Source organism: Saccharothrix carnea (assembly GCF_003014735.1).
In the GTDB taxonomy this organism is placed as follows: domain Bacteria; phylum Actinomycetota; class Actinomycetes; order Mycobacteriales; family Pseudonocardiaceae; genus Actinosynnema; species Actinosynnema carneum.
Window position 1 is genome coordinate 552,145 of record NZ_PYAX01000004.1, and the last position, 18,096, is coordinate 570,240.

The window sequence follows — 18,096 nt, forward strand, 5'->3', positions numbered from 1 at the left end:
GTCAGCTCCACGTCCACCCGGCGATCGCCGGGTCGTCCTCGCCGTGCTCCCGCGTGTACTGGCGGGCGGCGAGCCGGGCGTCGGCCATGTGCTGCCGCAACGACGCCGCCGCGCCGCTCAGCGACGGCACCCGGTCGATCACGTCCATGACCAGGTGGAACCGGTCGAGGTCGTTGAGCATCACCATGTCGAACGGCGTGGTCGTCGTGCCCTCCTCCTTGTAGCCGCGCACGTGCAGGTTGACGTGGTTCGTGCGGCGGTAGGTGAGGCGGTGGATGAGCCACGGGTAGCCGTGGAACGCGAAGATCACCGGCTTGTCGGTGGTGAACAGCGCGTCGAAGTCGCGGTCCGACAGGCCGTGCGGGTGTTCGGTGTCCGGTTGCAGGCGCATGAGGTCGACGACGTTGACCACGCGCACCTTCAGGTCGGGCAGGTGGTGGCGCAGCAGCTTCGCGGCGGCCAGGGTCTCCAACGTCGGGATGTCGCCCGCGCAGGCCAGCACCACGTCCGGCTCGCCCTCGGTGGTGCCCGCCCAATCCCAGATGCCCACCCCGCGCGCGCAGTGCGCGACCGCGTCCGGCATAGCCAGGTACGTCAGCGCCGGTTGCTTGCCCGCCACGATCACGTTCACGTAGTGCTTGCTGCGCAGGCAGTGGTCCGCCACCGACAGCAGCGTGTTGGTGTCCGGCGGCAGGTACACGCGGACGATCTCGGCCTTCTTGTTCACCACGTGGTCGAGGAAACCGGGGTCCTGGTGGCTGAACCCGTTGTGGTCCTGCCGCCAGACGTGCGACGACAGCAGGTAGTTCAACGACGCCAGCGGTGCCCGCCACGGTATCGCGCGGGTCGTCTTGAGCCACTTGGCGTGCTGGTTGAGCATCGAGTCGACGATGTGGATGAACGCCTCGTAGCTGGTGAACAGGCCGTGCCTGCCGGTGAGCAGGTAGCCCTCCAGCCAGCCCTGGCACAGGTGCTCGGACAGCACTTCCAGCACCCGGCCGTCCGGTGCGAGGTGGTCGTCGCCGGGCACGGTGTCCGCGTTCCACTTGCGCTCCGTGACGTCGAACAGCGCCGACAGCCGGTTGGACGCGACCTCGTCCGGGCCCATGACCAGGAAGTTGTCCGGGTTGAGGCGCATCACGTCGCGCAGGAACGCGCCGAGCACCTTGGTGGCCTCGCTGCTCTCGACGGCGGGCTGCTCGACGGTGACCGCGTGGTCGCGGAAGTCGGGCATCCGCAGGTCCCGCAGGAGCCGTCCGCCGTTGGTGTGGGGGTTGGCGCTCATCCGCCGGTCGCCGGTCGGCGCCAGGGCCCGCAGGTGCGGCCGCAGCGTGCCGTTGTCGTCGAACAGCTCGTCGGGGCGGTAGCTGCGCAGCCACTCCTCCAGCTGCGCGCGGTGCCCGGCGTCGGTGCGGGTGGCGGCGAGCGGGACCTGGTGGGCGTGGAACGTGCCCTCGACCTGCCGGCCGTCCACCTCGCGCGGCCCGGTCCAGCCCTTCGGGGTGCGCAGCACGATCATCGGCCACGGCGGGCGTTGCCTGGACTGCTTCATCTCGGCGATGTCGTCCAGCACGGTGTCCAATGTGGACGCCAGCTGTTCGTGCACGGCCTTGGGCTCCTCGCCGACGACGAAGTGCGGCGTGTGCCCGTAGCCGCGCAGCAGCGAGGCCAGCTCGTCGTCCGGGATGCGGGCCAGCACGGTGGGGTTGGCGATCTTGTAGCCGTTGAGGTGCAGCACGGGCAGCACCACGCCGTCACGGGCCGGGTCGAGGAACTTGTTCGAGTGCCAACTGGCGGCCAGGGGCCCGGTCTCCGCCTCACCGTCCCCGACCACGCACAGCGCCAGGAGATCGGGATTGTCGAACACCGCCCCGTACGCGTGCAGGAGGGCGTAGCCGAGCTCGCCGCCTTCGTGGATCGAACCGGGTGTCTCCGGGGCGACGTGACTCGGGATGCCGCCGGGGAAGGAGAACTGGCGGAACAGCGCGCGCAGGCCGTCGAGGTCCTCGCCGATGCCCGAGTACACCTCGCTGTAGGTGCCCTCCAGGTAGGCGTTGGCCACCAACCCGGGACCGCCGTGACCCGGTCCGGTGACGTAGAGGGCGTTCAGGTCACGCTGCTTGATGGCCCGGTTCATGTGCGCGTAGAGCAGGTTGAGGCCGGGGGTCGTGCCCCAGTGGCCGAGCAGGCGCGGCTTGACGTGCTCGGGGCGGAGGGGTTCGCGCAGCAGGGGGTTGTCGAGCAGGTAGATCTGCCCAACGGAGAGGTAGTTGGCCGCACGCCAGTAGGCGTCCAGCAGGTCCAGGTCGTCCGTGAGGTGCTCGGTGGACGGCATGGCTCCGACGCTAGCTCTGATCCCCGCCCTCCGAAACTCGAACCACCGGCCGGGCCCGACGCGCGGTCCGGCCGGTGCGACTCACGACCCCGACGCGCCCGAGCCGACCGCCTTCGCCGCATGGGTGATCGCGTACGCGACCCCGCTTAGGGGATCCCTGTTCTTGATTCTGCCGGCTCGGTCTGACGCTTCCGGATCGCCGGCAAGTCGGCTGTGGATAACTCAGGCGGGGCGCCCACCGCTAGGCGGGCACCTGCGGCGCGGGCCAGGGCCGGCCGACTGCGGTGGTGGGCGGGCGGGAATTGGTGGGGCAGGTGACGATGAGGTGAGGGAGGTGGGGATGGCCGAGGTTGCCGGCGTGCGCGTGGAGCGGGCGGTCGGGTTGAGTTCGGCGGAGGTGGCGGAGCGGGTCGCGGATGGGCGGACCAATGCCGTTCGGTCCCGTACGAGCCGCAGTGCCGGGCAGATCGTCCGGGCGAACGTCATCACGCCGTTCAACGGTCTGCTGACCGCGCTCTTCCTCGTCATCCTGGCCACCGGGCGCTGGCAGAACGGCCTGTTCGGGCTGGTCGTCGTCGCCAACACGGCCATCGGCGTGATCCAGGAGCTGCGCGCCAAACGCACCCTCGACCGGCTCGCCGTGCTCAACGCGCCACACGCCCGGGTGACACGTGACGGTGTGACGTCCGAGATCGAGGTCGGTGACGTGGTGGCCGACGACCTGATCAGCCTGCGCACCGGCGACCAGGTGGTGGCGGACGGCGTGGTCACGGCGGCGGACGGGCTGGAGGTGGACGAGTCGCTGTTGACCGGCGAGTCCGATCCGGTGCACAAAACAGTCGGCGACGACGTGCGGTCGGGGTCGATCGTGGTCGCCGGGTCGGGTCGGTTCCAGGCCACGGCGGTCGGCGCGGACGCCTACGCGACCCGCCTCACCGCCGAGGCACGCCGGTTCACGGTGGTGCGGTCCGAACTGGTCGCGGGCACGAACAGGCTGCTGCGGTGGATCTCGCTGATGATGCTGGTGGTCGGCCCGCTGCTGCTGTGGAGCCAGCTGCGCAGCCCCGACACCGACGACTGGAGGGAAGCCCTGACCGGCGCGGTGGCGGCGCTGGTCGGCATGGTACCGGAAGGCCTCGTCCTGCTCACCAGCCTGGCGTTCATGGTGGCCGCGGTGACGTTGGCCCGGAAGCACACGCTGGTGCAGGAACTGCCCGCGGTGGAGGTGCTGGCCCGGGTCGACGTCGTCTGCCTGGACAAGACCGGCACGCTCACCCACGGTGACATCGTCTTCGACCAGCTCATCACCGACGACCCCCGGGACGACCTGCGCGAAGCCCTGGCGCTGCTGGCGACCGCACCGGACGCGAACGCCACCTCCGCCGCGTTGGCCGAGGAGTTCGCCTCGACCACGTGGCGGCGCACGGGCGGCGTGCCGTTCTCGTCAAGCCGGAAGTGGTCCTCTGTGGACACCGACGACCACGGCACGTGGGTGCTCGGCGCGCCGGAGATGGTGTTCCCAGGCGGAGGAGCGCTGTCCGGGCGCGCCGCCGCCATCGCCGCGCAGGGCCGACGCGTGCTGGTCCTCGCCTCCGCCCACTCCCCCGCCGCCGGCACGTCGCTGCCCACCGGCCTCGAAGAACGCGCGCTCGTCGTGCTCGCCGAACGGATCCGCGACGACGCCACCGACACGCTGCGGTACTTCGCCGAACAGGGCGTCACGCTGCGGGTCATCTCCGGCGACAACCCGCGCACCGTCGGCGCGGTCGCGGTGGAGGTCGGCGTGCCCGGGATCGCGGCGGCGGGCGAGGCGGTGGACGCCCGCACGTTGCCCGACGACCCGGATGCGCTCGCCGACGTGCTGGAGGAGTCCGCCGTGTACGGGAGGGTCACGCCGCAGCAGAAGCGGGCCATGGTGGGCGCGTTGCAGCGACGTGGGCACGTGGTGGCGATGACCGGTGACGGGGTGAACGACGCGATGGCGTTGAAGGACGCCGACATCGGCGTGGCGATGGGCAACGGTGCCGCCGCGACCAGGGCGGTGGCTCAGCTCGTGCTGCTGGACAGCCGGTTCGCGCACCTGCCGGACGTCGTCGCGGAGGGTCGGCGGGTGATCGCCAACATCGAGCGGGCGGCGAACCTGTTCGTGGTGAAGAACGTGTACTCGCTGGTGCTGGCGCTGGTCGTGCTGGCGAGCGGGATCGCCTACCCGTTGGCCCCGATCCAGCTCACCGTGATCTCGACGTTGACGATCGGCATCCCGGGTTTCGTGCTCGCCCTCGGCCCGAACCGGCGCCGGTACGTGCCAGGCTTCCTGGGACGGGTGCTGCGGCTGGCCGTGCCGACCGGTGTGGTGATCGGGCTGGCGGCGTTCGGGGGCGACCTGGCGATCCGGGCGCTCGACACGGGCGGTGGGCGGGTGGCTGGTCAGACGGTGGCGACGGTGGTGGTTCTGGTGGCGTCGTTGTGGACGTTGTCGCTGCTCGCGCGGCCGTTGACGGGGTGGAAGGTGGCGCTGCTGGCCGGCTTGGCGACGACGGCGGCGGTGATCCTGACCGTGCCCGTGCTGGCGACGGACGTGTTCCTGCTGGAGGTCACGCCGCAGCGGCTGCTGGTGGGTCTGACGGTCGGCGCGGTGGCGGCGGGCTCGGTGGAACTCGTCGGCCGGTCCGCGCTGGTGCGTGATGCCTGATCAGCCGGCCAGCCGCGCCCTGACCTGGTAGGCCTCCGCACTGCCGATGGTCTCGTAGATCGCCAACGCCTGCTCCCAGACAGCCTTCGCGCCGGTCGTGTCACCGGTCCGGTCGAGCACCTTGCCGAGGCAGTCCAGCCCCTTGGCCTCACCGGACAGGTTGCCGACTTCGCGATGTGCCTCGATGCACCGCCGGTAGTGCGCCACGGCCAGGTCCGACTGCCGCAGTCCTTCGTAGGTCGCCGCCAGGCTGTGGTGGGCGAACCCCTCGCCGTGCCGGTCGCCGGTGCGCTTGCGCAGGTCGAGCGAACGGCGCAGGTGGTCGAGCGACTCGTCCAGTCGCCCCAGGTCTCGGTAGACCGCGCCGAGCCGGTTGAGGGTGATGGCCTCCCCGCGCAGGTCCCGCGTGGCCCGCCGGATGGTCAGGGACCGGTGGAGGCAGTCGAGCGCTTCGTCGAACCGCGCGAGCCTGCGGTAGACCGACGACAGGTTCGCCAGCGCGCCGGCCTCGGTCAGCTGGTCGCCGATCTCCCGGCTGACCGCCAGCGCTTCTTGGTGGTGGTCGATCGCCCGGTCGTACCGCCCGGTGTCGTGGAAGGCGACACCGAGCCAGTTCAGGACATCCGCTTCGGCGTGCCGGTCCCCGGTGATCCGCGTGCTGGTCAGGCCGATCTCGAACACGGCGGTCCAGTCCGCCCAGAGCTTGCGCAGGTCGAAGAAGCTCCACAGCGCGGACGGGAAGCGGCCGGCGAGGTCGTGGTGCCCGGCGTCGGCGGCCAGGCGGACGGCGCCGACCAGGTTCGCCCGCTCGGCCTCGCACCACCGCATCGCCGCGGCGCGATCGGCGAAGTCCAGCGGCGTCACGTCCTCGGCCGGCAGCGGGGTCCGCCGGTACAGCGGCAAGAGGGTGCGGTCGGCGGCGAAGGCGGTGTGCAGGTACCACGCGAGCACCCGGCGGACCGCAGCCGCGCCTTCCTCCGGTGGTTGGTCGGCGTTGGCGCGTTCCACCGCGTAGGCGCGCAGCAGGTCGTGCACGCGGTAGCGGTCGCGGGCGGTCGGTTCGACCAGGTGGGCGGCGACGAGGGTGTCGACCACGCGGCGGGTGCTCGCGGCCGGCAGGTCCAACAGCACGGCCAGCGCGTCCAGCGACGCCTCCGACGTCACGTGCAGGCCGAACGCGCGGAACGCGGCGGCGGCGTCCGCCGGCAGCGCCCGGTACGACCAGGACAGCACCGCGCGCACGGCCGCGTTCGGGTCGTCACCGGACGACAGGAGGTCGAGGCGGTCCTGCTCGGCGGCGAGGTCGGCGGTGAGGTCGGCCAACGTGGTGAACGGTGCGTCGGCGCAGCGCTCGGCGGCGACCCGCAGTGCCAGCGGCAGGCGGGCGCACTGGTCGGCGAGGCGTGCGGCGGCGGCCGGATCGGCGTCGACGCGGTCGCCGCCCGCCGTGGCGCGCAGCAGGCTGATCGACTCGGCCGGTGACAGCACGTCCAGGCCGAGCCGACCGACGCCGTCGCGCGACACCAGGCCCGGCAGCCGGTTGCGACTGGTGACGAGAACGGTGACGGTGTCGGACGCGGCGAGCAGCGGGCGGGCCTGGTCGGCGGCGGAGACGTTGTCGACCAGCACGAGGAACCTGCGGCCGTCGGTCACCGACCTGTACAGCGCGGCCTTGTCCTCCGGGTCGACGGGCACGCGTTCCGGGTCGACGTCCAGCGCGTGCAGGAAGCCTTCCAGCGCCTGGTCGGCGGTGAGCGGACCGCGCGGCGAGTAGCCCCGCATGTCCACGTAGAGCTGCCCGTCCGGGAACCGGTCGCGGTGGCGGTGCGCCCACCGGACCGCCAAGGCGGTTTTGCCGACGCCCGCCGTGCCGGTGATCAGGGTGGCGGTGCCGGCCCGGGCGTCCAGCCGGCTGAGCGCGTCCTCGCGGCCGGTGAACCGGGACGTGTCCGGCGGGAGTTGCCGTGGCACCGGGCGTTGGGAGCGCGGCGCGTGGTGCAGGTGCACGCCGCCATGGACGGTGCCCGCCTGCACCGCCGATCCGCCTACTCCGCCCGCGATGACGTTCGGGTTGGGGACGTCCACCCGTCCATCCACCCCCGCCACGGAGCCGCGCGCACCGCAGTTCGGCGGAGAAGCGGCGTTACGCGCCCACCGTGCCGTCGATGCCCTCGCGCAGGAGGTCGGCGTGCCCGTTGTGCCGGGCGTACTCGTTGATCACGTGCAGCATGACCAGGCGCAGCGACACGTCCTCGCCCCAGCGCTCGTGGTAGCCGGTGACGTCGAGCGACTCGGCCTCGCGCTCGACGCGGCGGGCGTGCTCGACCTCGGTCTGCCAGGCCTCGAACGCCTCGGACCTGGTCGCGGCGGACGCGTCGTAGGCGACCTGGAAGTCGCCGTCCGGTGACCAGACCAGTGGGACGTCCTCGTGGTTGATCACGCGGCGGAACCAGGTGCGCTCGACCTCGGCCAGGTGCCGGACCAGGCCGAGCAGGGTCAGCGTGGACGGTGGCATGGAGCGGCGGCGCAGGTCCTCGGTGGACAGGCCGTCGCACTTCATCGCGAGGGTCGCGCGGTGGTAGTCGAGAAACGCGCGCAGCGTCTCCCGTTCGCCGGCGCGCAGGGGTGGGCCGATGCGTTCGGTGGTCATGGGTACATCGTCTCCCTTTCCCGGCCGGGCTTCGCGGACTCCGGTCTCCGCAGGTCCCGGTCTCCGCAGGTCCCGGTCTTCGCAGATCGCGGTCTTCGCGGGTCGCGGTCTTCGCGGGCTCCGGCGGGCTAGGGTCGGGTGCCATGGACCCGCTGGTGCCCCGGTACGGGGGCGGATCGCTCGCCGACGTCGTGCCGTCGTTGCTCTCCGGGCTGGGTGTGCCGGGGATGGTGGACGTGCTCGGTCTCGCCGGCCCGCCACGGGTGTGCGTGCTGCTCGTGGACGGTCTGGGGTGGCGGTTGTTGCGGGAGCACGAGGCGGACGCGCCGTTCCTGGCGTCGTTGGCGGGCTCGGCGATCACGGCCGGGTTCCCGTCGACCACGGCGACCAGCCTGGCCGCGTTGGGCACCGGGGTGCCGACCGGTGAGCACGGGCTGGTCGGGTACTCGTTCGCCGATGGTGGCGAGGTGCTGAACGCGTTGCGGTGGTCGCGGTACGGGGCGGGTTCGCACGTCGACTTGAGGGACGTGCTGGTGCCGGAGGACGTGCAGCCGCGGCGGACGGCGTTCGAGGTGGCGGCCGACGCGGGGGTGGCGGTGCGGCTCGTGCTGCCGCGTGATCAGAAGGGCAGCGGGCTGACGCGGGCCGTGCTGCGGGGTGGGCGGTTCCAGGGCGTGCTCGGGTTCGGTGACCTGGTGGCGCGGGTGGCGGAGGCGTTGCGGTCGGCGGAGCGGGTGCTCTGCTACGCCTACCACGCCGATCTGGACGCGCTCGGGCACGTGTACGGGCCGGGTAGTGAGGCGTGGCGGTGGCAGTTGCGGTTCGTCGACCGGTTGGCGGCGGCGGTGGCGGACGGGTTGCCGGCCGGTGCGGCGTTGGTGGTGACGGCGGATCACGGGATGGTGGCGGCGGACGACCGGGTCGACTTCGACACCGATGACGTGCTGCGGGACGGTGTTCGGCTGCTCGGCGGCGAGGCGCGGGTGCGGCACGTGTACACGGAGGCCGCGGAGGCGGTGCGGGCCCGGTGGGCGGAGCGGTTGGGCGACCGGGCGTGGATCGCGTCACGGGCGGAGGCCGTGGAGGCGGGGTGGTTCGGGCCTCGGGTGGATGCTCACGTGCTGCCGCGGATCGGTGACCTGGTCGTGGCGGCGAAGGGTTCGCTGGCGGTCGTGCGTTCGACGGTGGAGCCCGGACTGACTACCTTTGTCGGGCACCACGGGTCCCTGACGGAGGAGGAGCAGCACATCCCGATCTTGAACACGATCGGGTGATCATCGACCGAAAATGTACGGAAACACTGTTCTCGTACCTCGGTTGAATGAGACGGAGCGCCGACCACCCCGCTCCACCACCACAGGGGCCGCCCGGACGCGGTTCGGCATAGCATCACGTGTCGGCCGCCAGGGGGGTGCCGACGACCTGCGGCCGGGACGGGAGGGCGACGAGTGGAGCACGGGTCGCCCGTCGTGGACACGTCGGTCGCGGGCGTCGTGGAGGCCAGGTGGGGCGTCCGCCCGGAGCCCGCGATCGCCCGGTACGCGGAGCCCGGCTGGCAGCTGTCACCGGTGCCCATCGACCGCCGGTGCCCGAAGTGCGAGGGCGAACTGCACGGCCTGTACCGCGCCCACCCGGACCGCGGCAGGCAGCAGCTGCAGGCCGCCGTGGCCTGCCCCACGTGCCCGGCGTCGTTCACGCTGCGGGAGTTGAAGCTCGCGCAACGCTCGGTCCTCGGCGACCTCCGCCCGGACGCCGTGTCCCGCCGCCTCGCGGAGGACGCCCAACTGGAAGCCCTGGCCCGCAGCTCCCGCGCCGGCCGACGCACCGCAGCCACCTCGCCCGGCCCCGCGACCCGACCGCGGGCCGGAACCGGGGACCGGTTGTCGGGGCAGCCCGCTTCGGGACGACCCTCGTCGGGACGGCCCTCGTCGGGGCGGCGGTCGGAGCCGGAGGTTCGGGCCGACGCGAGCGCCGAGCCGGAACCGCGAACCGGGGCAGCCGCCGGCGCGCCGCCGTCGCGAATCGACGGCGAACCCGTGCCGGAGGCGGGCCACGAGGCGCAGTCGCGCGGCCGAACCAGCGCCGGTCGGCAGTCGCGGGTCACGGGCGGTCGCACGGCGGCGAAGGCACGGGCGGGCGCGGAGGTCGGGACGGGGCCGCGGATCGCGGCGGCCGGCGGCGGGCCGGCGGCCGAAGCGCGAACCGAAGCCGCCGAGCACGAGCCGCGGATCGCGGCGGCTAACGGTGGGTCGGGGGCCAAGGCGCGGGCCGGAACCGTCGAGCGCGAACCGCACGTCGCGGCGGCCGGCGGTGGGCCGGAAGCCAAGGCGCGGACCGGAACCGACGAGCGCGAACCACAGGTCGCGGCGGGCGGCGTGGGACGGCGAGCGCGGGCGGGCGAGGCGGAGGAGCAGGTCACGCCGGCGGTTGACGTGCCGGAGCACCAGCCGAGGCGGCGGGTGTCGACGGTGGCGATGGCGGCGCGGATTCGGTCCATCCTCAGTGGGTCCGAGGTGGCGCCGGTGGCTCGTTCGGTCGGGGTTCCGGTGTTGCCGCCCGCGTTGGCGGCGCTGGAGTCGCGGCCCGTGTGGTGGTGCAAGACGGTCGATCCCGGGTTCGAGGTGCCTGAGGTGCCGGCAGGGGTGGACGCAAGGGTCGTTTTGCCTGATTTGTCCGAATTCGACGGAGTGCGGGCGCGACTTGAGGAAGCCGGGGTGCCGTACCGAGCGGTGCGGCACTGGTTGGAGCAGGAGGAAGTGTCCGCGGCCGCCGCCACGGCGTGGCTGTCGGACGTCGGCGGAGTGGTGCCGGAGCGGTGCGAGTCGGTGGTCGGCGAAGGGGCACGGGCGGCGCGCCTGGCCTTCGAGGTGCTGTGGGACCTGCACGAACCGGCCGACGACGTGCCCGACCCGGTGCCGATCACGCGCTTCGTCCCGGACGACTGGGCGCGATTCCTGCCGTTCCCCGTCCTCAACCCCGCCCAAGCCCAAGCCGCGCCCCACCTGGTGGACGGCGATTCCCACGTCCTGATCACCGCACCGACCGGCGCGGGCAAGACGGCGATGGGCATGTTGGCCGTCCTGAAAGCGATCCTGCACGAAGGCCGCAAGGCCGCCTGGCTGGTACCCCAGCGCTCGCTGACCGACGAACTCGACCGCGAACTGGAAACGTGGCGCGACGAAGGCCTGCGCGTCGAACGCCTGTCCGGCGAGTACGCGGTGGACGTCGAAGCGGTCAAAGCGGCCGACCTGTGGGTCGCCACCACGGAGAAGTTCGAAGCGATCTGCCGCGCCGGCTCCCTGCAGGCCGCCCTCGGCGAGGTCGGTTGCCTGGTCGTGGACGAGATCCACCTGCTCGGCAGCCCCAACCGCGGCGCGCTGCTCGAAGCCCTGTTGGCCCGCGTCCGCGGCACCGACTCGCCGGTCCGCATCGTCGGCCTCTCGGCGACCGTCTCCAACGCCGCCGAAGTCGCCGAGTGGCTGGAGGCGGACCTGGTCGCCACGACCTGGCGTCCGTCCACGGTGACCTGGCAGCTGCCGACGATCCCCGCCGCCTCCGGCTTCACCGCGAACAACCGGCTGCGCGAACAGGTCGTGCTCGACCTGACCCACCGGCACACCGCCGAGGGCGGCAGCGTGCTGGTGTTCTGCGGCTCCAAGCGCAACGTCCGCTCCACCGCGATGGCGATCGCCGCCGACCGGGGCGCGCCCGTGCACACCGTCGCACCCGACGACGTCGACGGCCTCACCAAGGCGTGCGCGGAGGTCGGCGTCCGCCTGCACTACGCCGACTACGAGCACAAGCACGCCGCCGAACGGGCGTTCCGGGCACGTGAGGCGGACGTCCTGGTCGCCACGTCGACCGTCGCCGCGGGCGTGAACCTGCCCGCCCGGGCCGTGATCATCAGGGACGTCTCGATCGGCGGCGAACCGATCGACACCTCCACCGTGCTGCAGATGTTCGGCCGGGCGGGGCGCATCGGCGCGGGTGAGACCGAGGGCTGGTCGTACCTGATCGTCGACGAGACGCAACGCGCGGACTGGCAGACCAGGCTGGTGGCCGGGTACTCGGTCTACTCGCGGATCCGCGACTCGCTGCCCGACCACGTGCTGGCCGAGGTCCTGCAGGGCCGGATCGGCACGATGGACGACGCGCAGGCGTGGTGGGTGGAGACGCTGGCGCACGCGCAGGGCGACGACGACCTGGAGCCGGTGCAGGAAGCCGTGCAGTTCCTGGTGGACGAGGGTCACCTGACGTCCACCGACGGCCGTCTCGCCATCACCGAACTGGGTCGGCTGACCGCGCGCATGATGGTGTCCACCCACACCGGGCACCGGTTGCGCCGCACGCTCGGCCTGCTGCCCGTGCCGCGCGACCCGGACGAGGCGGAGAACGCGCTCAGCCTCGTGCTGTCGGTGGCGGTGCGCGACCTGGCGGGCATCCCGGTGCCGGAACCGGTGCGGCCGGCCGTGGCGACGGTGATCAAGGCGGGCGGCAAGACGTCGCAGATCACCAACACCACGTCGGTCAAGGGCCTGGGCTCGCAGACGACGACCGCGCCCGGCGACCTGGCGTGGGCGGCGCTGCTGCTCGCGGCACGGTCACCGCACCTGTTCGACTCGAAGCGGCGGGTCGCGGGCGGCATCCCGATGTCCACCCTGCACCCGGTGTACGAGCAGGCGCCGCGGTTCCTGGCGTGGCTGGCGGCGCAGGGCGTGCTGGGCACCGTGCACCCGTGGATCGCCGTGGTGGCCGCCGACCTGGACCACCGCGTCCGCTGGCGGAGCCTCGCGCCGGGCCGCGGTGCGGGCCGGTTGTTGTGGATGTGCGAGGAGATGGCCACCCGTGCGCACCTCAGGGACGTGGTGCCGGGCCTGTGGCGCTCGGCCGTCGCCCGTGGCGTCCGCTCGCCCGACTGGCCACCGGGACGTTCACCGGCGGGCTGCGTCCTCGACCACGCCGGCTACACCGCTCTGCTGCGGGAACGCACCACCAACCACACCGTGACCGCGCACGCCGACAACGCCACCGTCACCGGGGGCACGGGCACCGGCGCGACCGCGATCGCCTGGCGCGGCCGGACCTGGAGCACACCCACCACCGCCGCGACCATCGCGTACCCGTCATCGGACGACGACGACGAAACCGTGGGAGTAGCCGTGTTCACCCGCCGCGGCGACTACCGCGCCACCGGCTGGCTCGACGCCTACAGCAGCCTCGACACGACGACCACCGACCACACCCCACCGCCGCCCAAGCGCACCCGCCGCGGCCTGGGCAGCGCCCGGTGACGATCAGCCGAAGTGCACGTGTGCCACCCGGACTGCTGACGCGCGGGTGGTGCGGTCGTGGCCCGACAATGGTGTTCCGCGCCGTGGTGAGGACGTCCGATGGTGAGCTATCCGCCGGAACCGTGGGAGCTGCACGGCCGTGCGTGCGTGTCCGTGTGGCTGGTCCGGGCGGCGGCGCTGCCACGGCTGCCCGTGCGGCCGGTGACGGTGTTCGGGTGGGCCGTGGTCGGTACGGCGTTCGTGGACTACCGGCCGCCCGGCCTGGCGTACCACGAGCTGCTGGCCGCCGTGCTGGTGCGGCACGGCGCGCGGTTCGGGGTGTCGATCGCGCGGATCTGGGTGGACAGCGAGACCTCCCGGGCCGGTGGCCGTGAGCTGTGGGGCATTCCGAAGGAGCTCGCCGAGTTCGACCGTGGCCGCGACCTCGCCGCTCGTGACGCGCGCGGTCCCATCGCGTCGGTCCACGTCGGGGCGTCCCGGTCCGGCGTGCGGCTGCCGGTGGCGGGCTCGACGTGGCAGGCGTTCGGCGACGGCCTGGCGCGCACGCCCCTGCGCGCCACCGGACGGGTCGCCCCGGTCCGCGCGACCTGGCACGTCGACCCGTCCGGCCCGCTGGCGTGGCTGCTCCCCCGCCGACCGCTGATCAGCGTCGCCGTCCGGCGGATGCGGCTGCGTTTCGGCCCGCGCCGCCGTTAGGTGGTCTCGCTCCAACCGGACGGCCGCCGGTCGGCGCTACGCCGAACGCAGGAACGCGGCCAGCCCGTCGAGCAGCCGGTCCACCTCCGCCCCGGTCGAGTACGGCGCGAGCCCGATCCGCAGCCCGCCCGTGTCGCCCAGCCCCAACCACCGGGACGTCTCGACCGCGTAGAACGCTCCGGCCGGCGCGTTCACGCCCAACCCGGCCAGGTACCGGTAAGCGTCCGCCACCGCGTGGTCGGTGAACGTCACCAGCACGGTCGGAGTGCGCCGCCGGGCCCGTGACCACACGACCGTCCCGGGCAGCTCCGCGAGTCCCGACTCGACCTTCTCCCGCAACCGGTCCTCGTGCTCGCCCACCGTCGCCAACGACGCCACGACCCGTTCGCGACGAGAACCGGCGGAGGGCACCAGGTCGGCGATGAAGTCCACCGCCGCCGTGCAGCCGGCCAGCACCTCGTACGGCAACGTGCCCAGCTCGAACCGCTCCGGCACCGCGTCCGACGACGGCACCAGCTTGTCCGGCCGCAAGTCCGCCAACACCTCCGGCCGACCCGCCACCACACCGCAGTGCGGCCCGAAGAACTTGTACGGCGAGCACGCGAAGAAGTCCGCGCCGAGCGCCTCCACGTCGACCGGGTGGTGCGGGGTCAGGTGCACGCCGTCCACGAAGAACAGCGCACCGCGCTCGTGCGCCGCGGCCCCGATCTCGGCCACCGCCGGACGCGTGCCGATCAGGTTCGACGCCGCCGTGACGGCCACCAGCCGGGTGCGGTCCGACAGCACGTCGGCGACGTCGTCCAGCTCACCGGTCGCCGGGTCGAACCCGACCCACCGCACCACCGCGCCCACCGCCTCGGCCGCCTGCACCCACGGCCGGACGTTCGCGTCGTGGTCCAGCCTGGTCACCACCACCTCGTCACCGGGCTGCCACGTGCGCGCCAACGTGCGGGCGAGGTCGTAGGTCAGCTGCGTCATGCTGCGCCCGAACACGACACCTTCCGCCGGCGCGCCCAGCAGGTCGCCCAGGGCGCGGCGGGCGTCCAGCACGATCGCGTCGGCCGCGCGTTCGGCGGCGGTGACCACGCCGCGGTTGGCCAGGGGCGAGACCATCGCGTCGCGCACGGCGTCCGCGACGACGGCGGGCACCTGTGAGCCGCCCGGACCGTCGAAGTGGGCGGTGCCGGTGGCCAGGGACGGGAAGCGGGCGCGGACGGACTCGACGTCGTAGGTCATGGCACCACTCTGGCCCCCGATCCACATCGGACTCCAGTGGCGCGCGTCACGTTCCGCCCTTGACATTGGTCGAACCACCGCAGCAGGCTATGGAAGCGCTCTCACGGATCGCACCGGTCCGTCGGCGCTCGCCTTCCGGTCGCCCTGAAACCGACCGGGAGGTCGGAACAACCTGCCCTGCACCGAGGAGTCGCACCCATGCGCACCCTGACGAAGTGGTTGAGCGCCTTCGCCGCGCTCGCCACGTCCGCGTCACTGGCCGCCGCCACACCGGCCGCGGCGATCGGGCCGGACCTGCTGCCGCTCACCGTCACCAACAACAGCGGCCGCTCCGAGGCCGTCCACCTGTACGTCCTGGGCACCGACATCCGGCCGGGCGGCCGGCTCGGGTACGTCAACCAGTCCGGCGCGTTCACCCCGTGGCCCGCCGGCGCCAACCCGCCCGTGCCCGCGCCGGACGTGTCGATCGCGGGCCCGGCCAACGGCGGCAGCGTCACCCTGCGCGTGCCGCGGTTCATCTCCGGCCGCGTCTACATGTCGTTCGGGGAGAAGCTGAAGTTCTTCCTGACCCCGGACGGCCTCGTGCAACCCGCGCCGTGGTCGCCGAGCGACCCGAACCGGGACATCCTGTTCGACTGGAGCGAGTTCACCTACAACGACGCGGGCCTGTGGCTGAACAGCTCGCAGGTGGACATGTTCGCCGTGCCGCACGCGGTCACCGTGACGGGCGCGAGCGGCGTGACCAAGAAGACCGGCGAACTGGTCGCGAACGGCCGCGACAACGTGATCAACGGCGTGCGCAACCAGGCCGGCTGGGCGAACAGCGTCCGCACCCGCGCGGACGGCACGGTGGTGCGCGTGCTCGCGCCCGGCAAGGCGGCCGACGCGGGCCTGTTCGACCGCGCCTACCTCGACCCGTACATCACGCAGGCGTGGAACGCCTACACCACCAAGACGTTGACCGTGGTGCCGTTCGGCGACCGGCCGGACATCCGCTACTTCGGCCGCACGTCCGGCACGACCATGAACTTCACCAACTCCGCCGGTCAGCAGGTGGCGTCGTTCGCCAAGCCGACCACGTCGAACGTGTGGGGCTGCGACGGTGCCCTGCACGCGCCCAACGACCAGGTCGTCGGCCCGATCGCGCGCACCCTGTGCGCCGCCCTGCACCGCTCCACGCTCGGCCGGATCGACACCCAGCCCGGCGGCGGTCCCGCCGACTTCTACCAGGGGTCGCTGACCAACCACTACTCGCGGCTCGTGCACCAGAACATGGTGGACGGCAAGGCTTACGGGTTCGCGTTCGACGACGTGCAGGCGCAGGAGTCGTTGGTGCACGACGGCGACCCGCGTTCGGCGGGCATCATCCTGACCCCGTTCACCGGTGGCACCACTCCCCCTCCGCCGTCCGGCGGCATCGTCAGCGCGTGGCACGGCAAGTGCGTCGACGTGCCGAACTGGAACTTCGTCGACGGGCAGCGCCTGATCGTCTGGGACTGCACCGGTGGCACGAACCAGAAGTGGGAGTCGACCGGCGGCACGCTGCGCACGCAGAACAACATGTGCATGGACGTGGCCTGGGGCTCGACGGCGAACGGCGCACCGATCCAGATCGCGAGGTGCAGCGGCAACCCGGCCCAGCAGTTCGTCCTGACCGCCGCCGGCGACCTGGTCAACCCGCAGGCGAACAAGTGCGTGGACATCGCCGACTGGAACCCGGACAACGACGCGGTCCTGCAACTGTGGGACTGCGCCGGCACCGCGAACCAGAAGTGGCGGCGCGGCTAGCCCGGCGGTCGTGATCGAGCAACGGTCGGACGCGGTGCGGACATTCCCACCGCGCCGCGTCCGACTCGCGCCGGCACGCTCCCGGCCACGAGCCCTCCGGGCCTGGTAAAGTGCCTGGTAGGAGGCATCACCGTCCGACCTGCCCGGGCCGGACCAGGTCCCCCAATCGAGTGGTTCTCTAAGAGGCATCAACCAAAACGGCGTTATACGCAACCTGAAACGTCGGTTGAAACAACGAGGCCGGCAACCAACCCCCGCCCCCAACCCCGCCCGACCCGAACCCCGCCGACCTGAACCCCGCCGACCTGAACCCCGTTGCGCCGCGGCGAAGCCCGCCGCCCCGAAGCGCGAAGCGCGAAGCCGGAAGTCACAGGAAGTCGCGGAACCACGCCCCCGCCAGGCGGGCGACCTCCTCCAGCGCCCCGGGCTCCTCGAACAGGTGCGTCGCCCCCTCGACCACCTCCATCTGCCACAGCACCGACAACTGCTCCGCCGCCGCACGGTTCAGCGCCAGCACCTCCTCGTCGCGACCGCCGACCACCAGCAACGTCGGCGCGCGCACCCGGCCCAGCGCGCGTCCCGCCAGGTCCGGCCGCCCACCCCGCGACACCACGGCCCTCACCAGGTACGTCCCGGCCGCCGCGACCAGCGCCGCCGCCGCGCCCGTGCTCGCACCGAACAGCCCGATCGGCAGCCCCCGCGTCGCCGGCGCCCGCGACGCCCACTCCACCGACGCCGCCACCCGCTCCGCCAGCAGCCCGATGTCGAACCGCAGCCGCCGCGTGACGCGGTCCTCCCGCTCCTCGCGCTCGGTCAGCAGGTCGAGCAGCAGGGTCGCGTACCCGTCCCGGCGCAGCGATTCCGCCACGGCCCGGTTCCGCCCGCTGTGCCGCGAGCTGCCCGACCCGTGCGCGAACACCACCACACCGGCCGGGTCGGAGGGAACGCCGAGGTCAGCGGCCAGGTCTACGCCCCAGGCGTCGACCGACACCGCCATCGTGCCGCTCCTCGTCATGGCCTCCGGGTTCACCACCGCCAACACGCACAAACGAGCCGTGTCCCGAACGGGCTAACGGGTAACCCGTCTGTGTGCCGGTGCGGCCGTCCGCGTGCCGGTGCGGAAGGAGCGACCATGGCCGACGAACGCGCGCGACCCGCCCGCGGACCGATGTCCGAGCAGCAGGAGGAGCTGGAACCGGGATGGGGCACGATCCACCGCGGCCGCGCCCCCGAGAACGTCGGTCCGCAGTACACCGCACCCGGCGGCGACGGCAGCTTCATCGACGACGAGGCGACCGCCATCGCCGACGAAGCCGGATCGGACCACCTGCTCGGACCCGAGGACGCCGCCATGCACATCGAGGACGAGGACGGCCGCCCACTCGAATGACCTGATGAGGTGACGTTG

11 protein-coding genes are annotated in these 18,096 nt (G+C 72.6%); 6 read left to right on the forward strand and 5 right to left on the reverse strand.

Translation table 11 applies throughout. From position 1 onward, the window contains the following. Window position 1 precedes the first annotated feature (1 nt). Window positions 2–2,335 carry a phosphoketolase family protein gene (locus B0I31_RS14130; RefSeq protein WP_106615800.1) on the reverse strand — a complete coding sequence of 778 codons (2,334 nt, stop codon included), beginning with the start codon at window positions 2,333–2,335 and terminating at the stop codon, window positions 2–4. A gap of 340 nt (window positions 2,336–2,675) precedes the next feature. Here B0I31_RS14130 and B0I31_RS14135 point away from each other — a divergent pair, with 340 nt between their 5' ends. Then, on the forward strand, window positions 2,676–5,027 hold the full coding sequence (locus B0I31_RS14135; protein WP_106615801.1) for an HAD-IC family P-type ATPase: 2,352 nt from the start codon (window positions 2,676–2,678) through the stop codon (window positions 5,025–5,027). Here B0I31_RS14135 and B0I31_RS14140 read toward each other — a convergent pair whose 3' ends face one another. Both B0I31_RS14140 and B0I31_RS14145 read right to left on the reverse strand, forming a co-directional pair. Next, window positions 5,028–7,112: a tetratricopeptide repeat protein gene (locus B0I31_RS14140; protein WP_181320160.1), complete on the reverse strand. Its 2,085-nt coding sequence runs from the start codon at window positions 7,110–7,112 to the stop codon at window positions 5,028–5,030. 58 nt (window positions 7,113–7,170) lie between these two features. After that, entirely contained in the window at window positions 7,171–7,677 is a 507-nt protein-coding gene (locus B0I31_RS14145) for a DinB family protein (protein WP_106615803.1), read from the reverse strand. A gap of 143 nt (window positions 7,678–7,820) precedes the next feature. Between B0I31_RS14145 and B0I31_RS14150 the strand changes: the two genes are divergently transcribed. The 3 genes from B0I31_RS14150 to B0I31_RS14165 all read left to right on the forward strand — a co-directional run bounded on the left by B0I31_RS14150 (window position 7,821) and on the right by B0I31_RS14165 (window position 13,664). Continuing rightward, window positions 7,821–8,951 carry an alkaline phosphatase family protein gene (locus tag B0I31_RS14150; protein ID WP_106615804.1) on the forward strand — a complete coding sequence of 377 codons (1,131 nt, stop codon included), beginning with the start codon at window positions 7,821–7,823 and terminating at the stop codon, window positions 8,949–8,951. A gap of 174 nt (window positions 8,952–9,125) precedes the next feature. After that, window positions 9,126–12,968 (forward strand): DEAD/DEAH box helicase, encoded by a 3,843-nt coding sequence (locus B0I31_RS14160; RefSeq protein WP_245949882.1) that lies wholly within the window; start codon window positions 9,126–9,128, stop codon window positions 12,966–12,968. Between the two features lie 99 nt (window positions 12,969–13,067). Beyond that, window positions 13,068–13,664 carry an acetoacetate decarboxylase family protein gene (locus tag B0I31_RS14165; protein WP_106615805.1) on the forward strand — a complete coding sequence of 199 codons (597 nt, stop codon included), beginning with the start codon at window positions 13,068–13,070 and terminating at the stop codon, window positions 13,662–13,664. 36 nt (window positions 13,665–13,700) lie between these two features. Here the strand turns inward: B0I31_RS14165 and B0I31_RS14170 are convergent, their stop codons facing one another. After that, window positions 13,701–14,900, reverse strand: coding sequence for a cysteine desulfurase-like protein (locus B0I31_RS14170; protein WP_106615806.1), 1,200 nt, complete (start codon window positions 14,898–14,900; stop codon window positions 13,701–13,703). A 198-nt stretch (window positions 14,901–15,098) separates the two neighbouring features. On the opposite strand from B0I31_RS14170, the gene B0I31_RS14175 reads away from it, so the two are divergent. Continuing rightward, complete coding sequence (locus B0I31_RS14175; RefSeq protein WP_106615807.1) at window positions 15,099–16,688, forward strand: beta-1,3-glucanase family protein; 1,590 nt, start codon at window positions 15,099–15,101, stop codon at window positions 16,686–16,688. A 367-nt stretch (window positions 16,689–17,055) separates the two neighbouring features. Here B0I31_RS14175 and B0I31_RS14180 read toward each other — a convergent pair whose 3' ends face one another. Further along, complete coding sequence (locus tag B0I31_RS14180; RefSeq protein WP_106615958.1) at window positions 17,056–17,685, reverse strand: dienelactone hydrolase family protein; 630 nt, start codon at window positions 17,683–17,685, stop codon at window positions 17,056–17,058. A gap of 135 nt (window positions 17,686–17,820) precedes the next feature. On the opposite strand from B0I31_RS14180, the gene B0I31_RS14185 reads away from it, so the two are divergent. Continuing rightward, window positions 17,821–18,078: a hypothetical protein gene (locus B0I31_RS14185; protein ID WP_106615808.1), complete on the forward strand. Its 258-nt coding sequence runs from the start codon at window positions 17,821–17,823 to the stop codon at window positions 18,076–18,078. Window positions 18,079–18,096 lie beyond the last annotated feature (18 nt).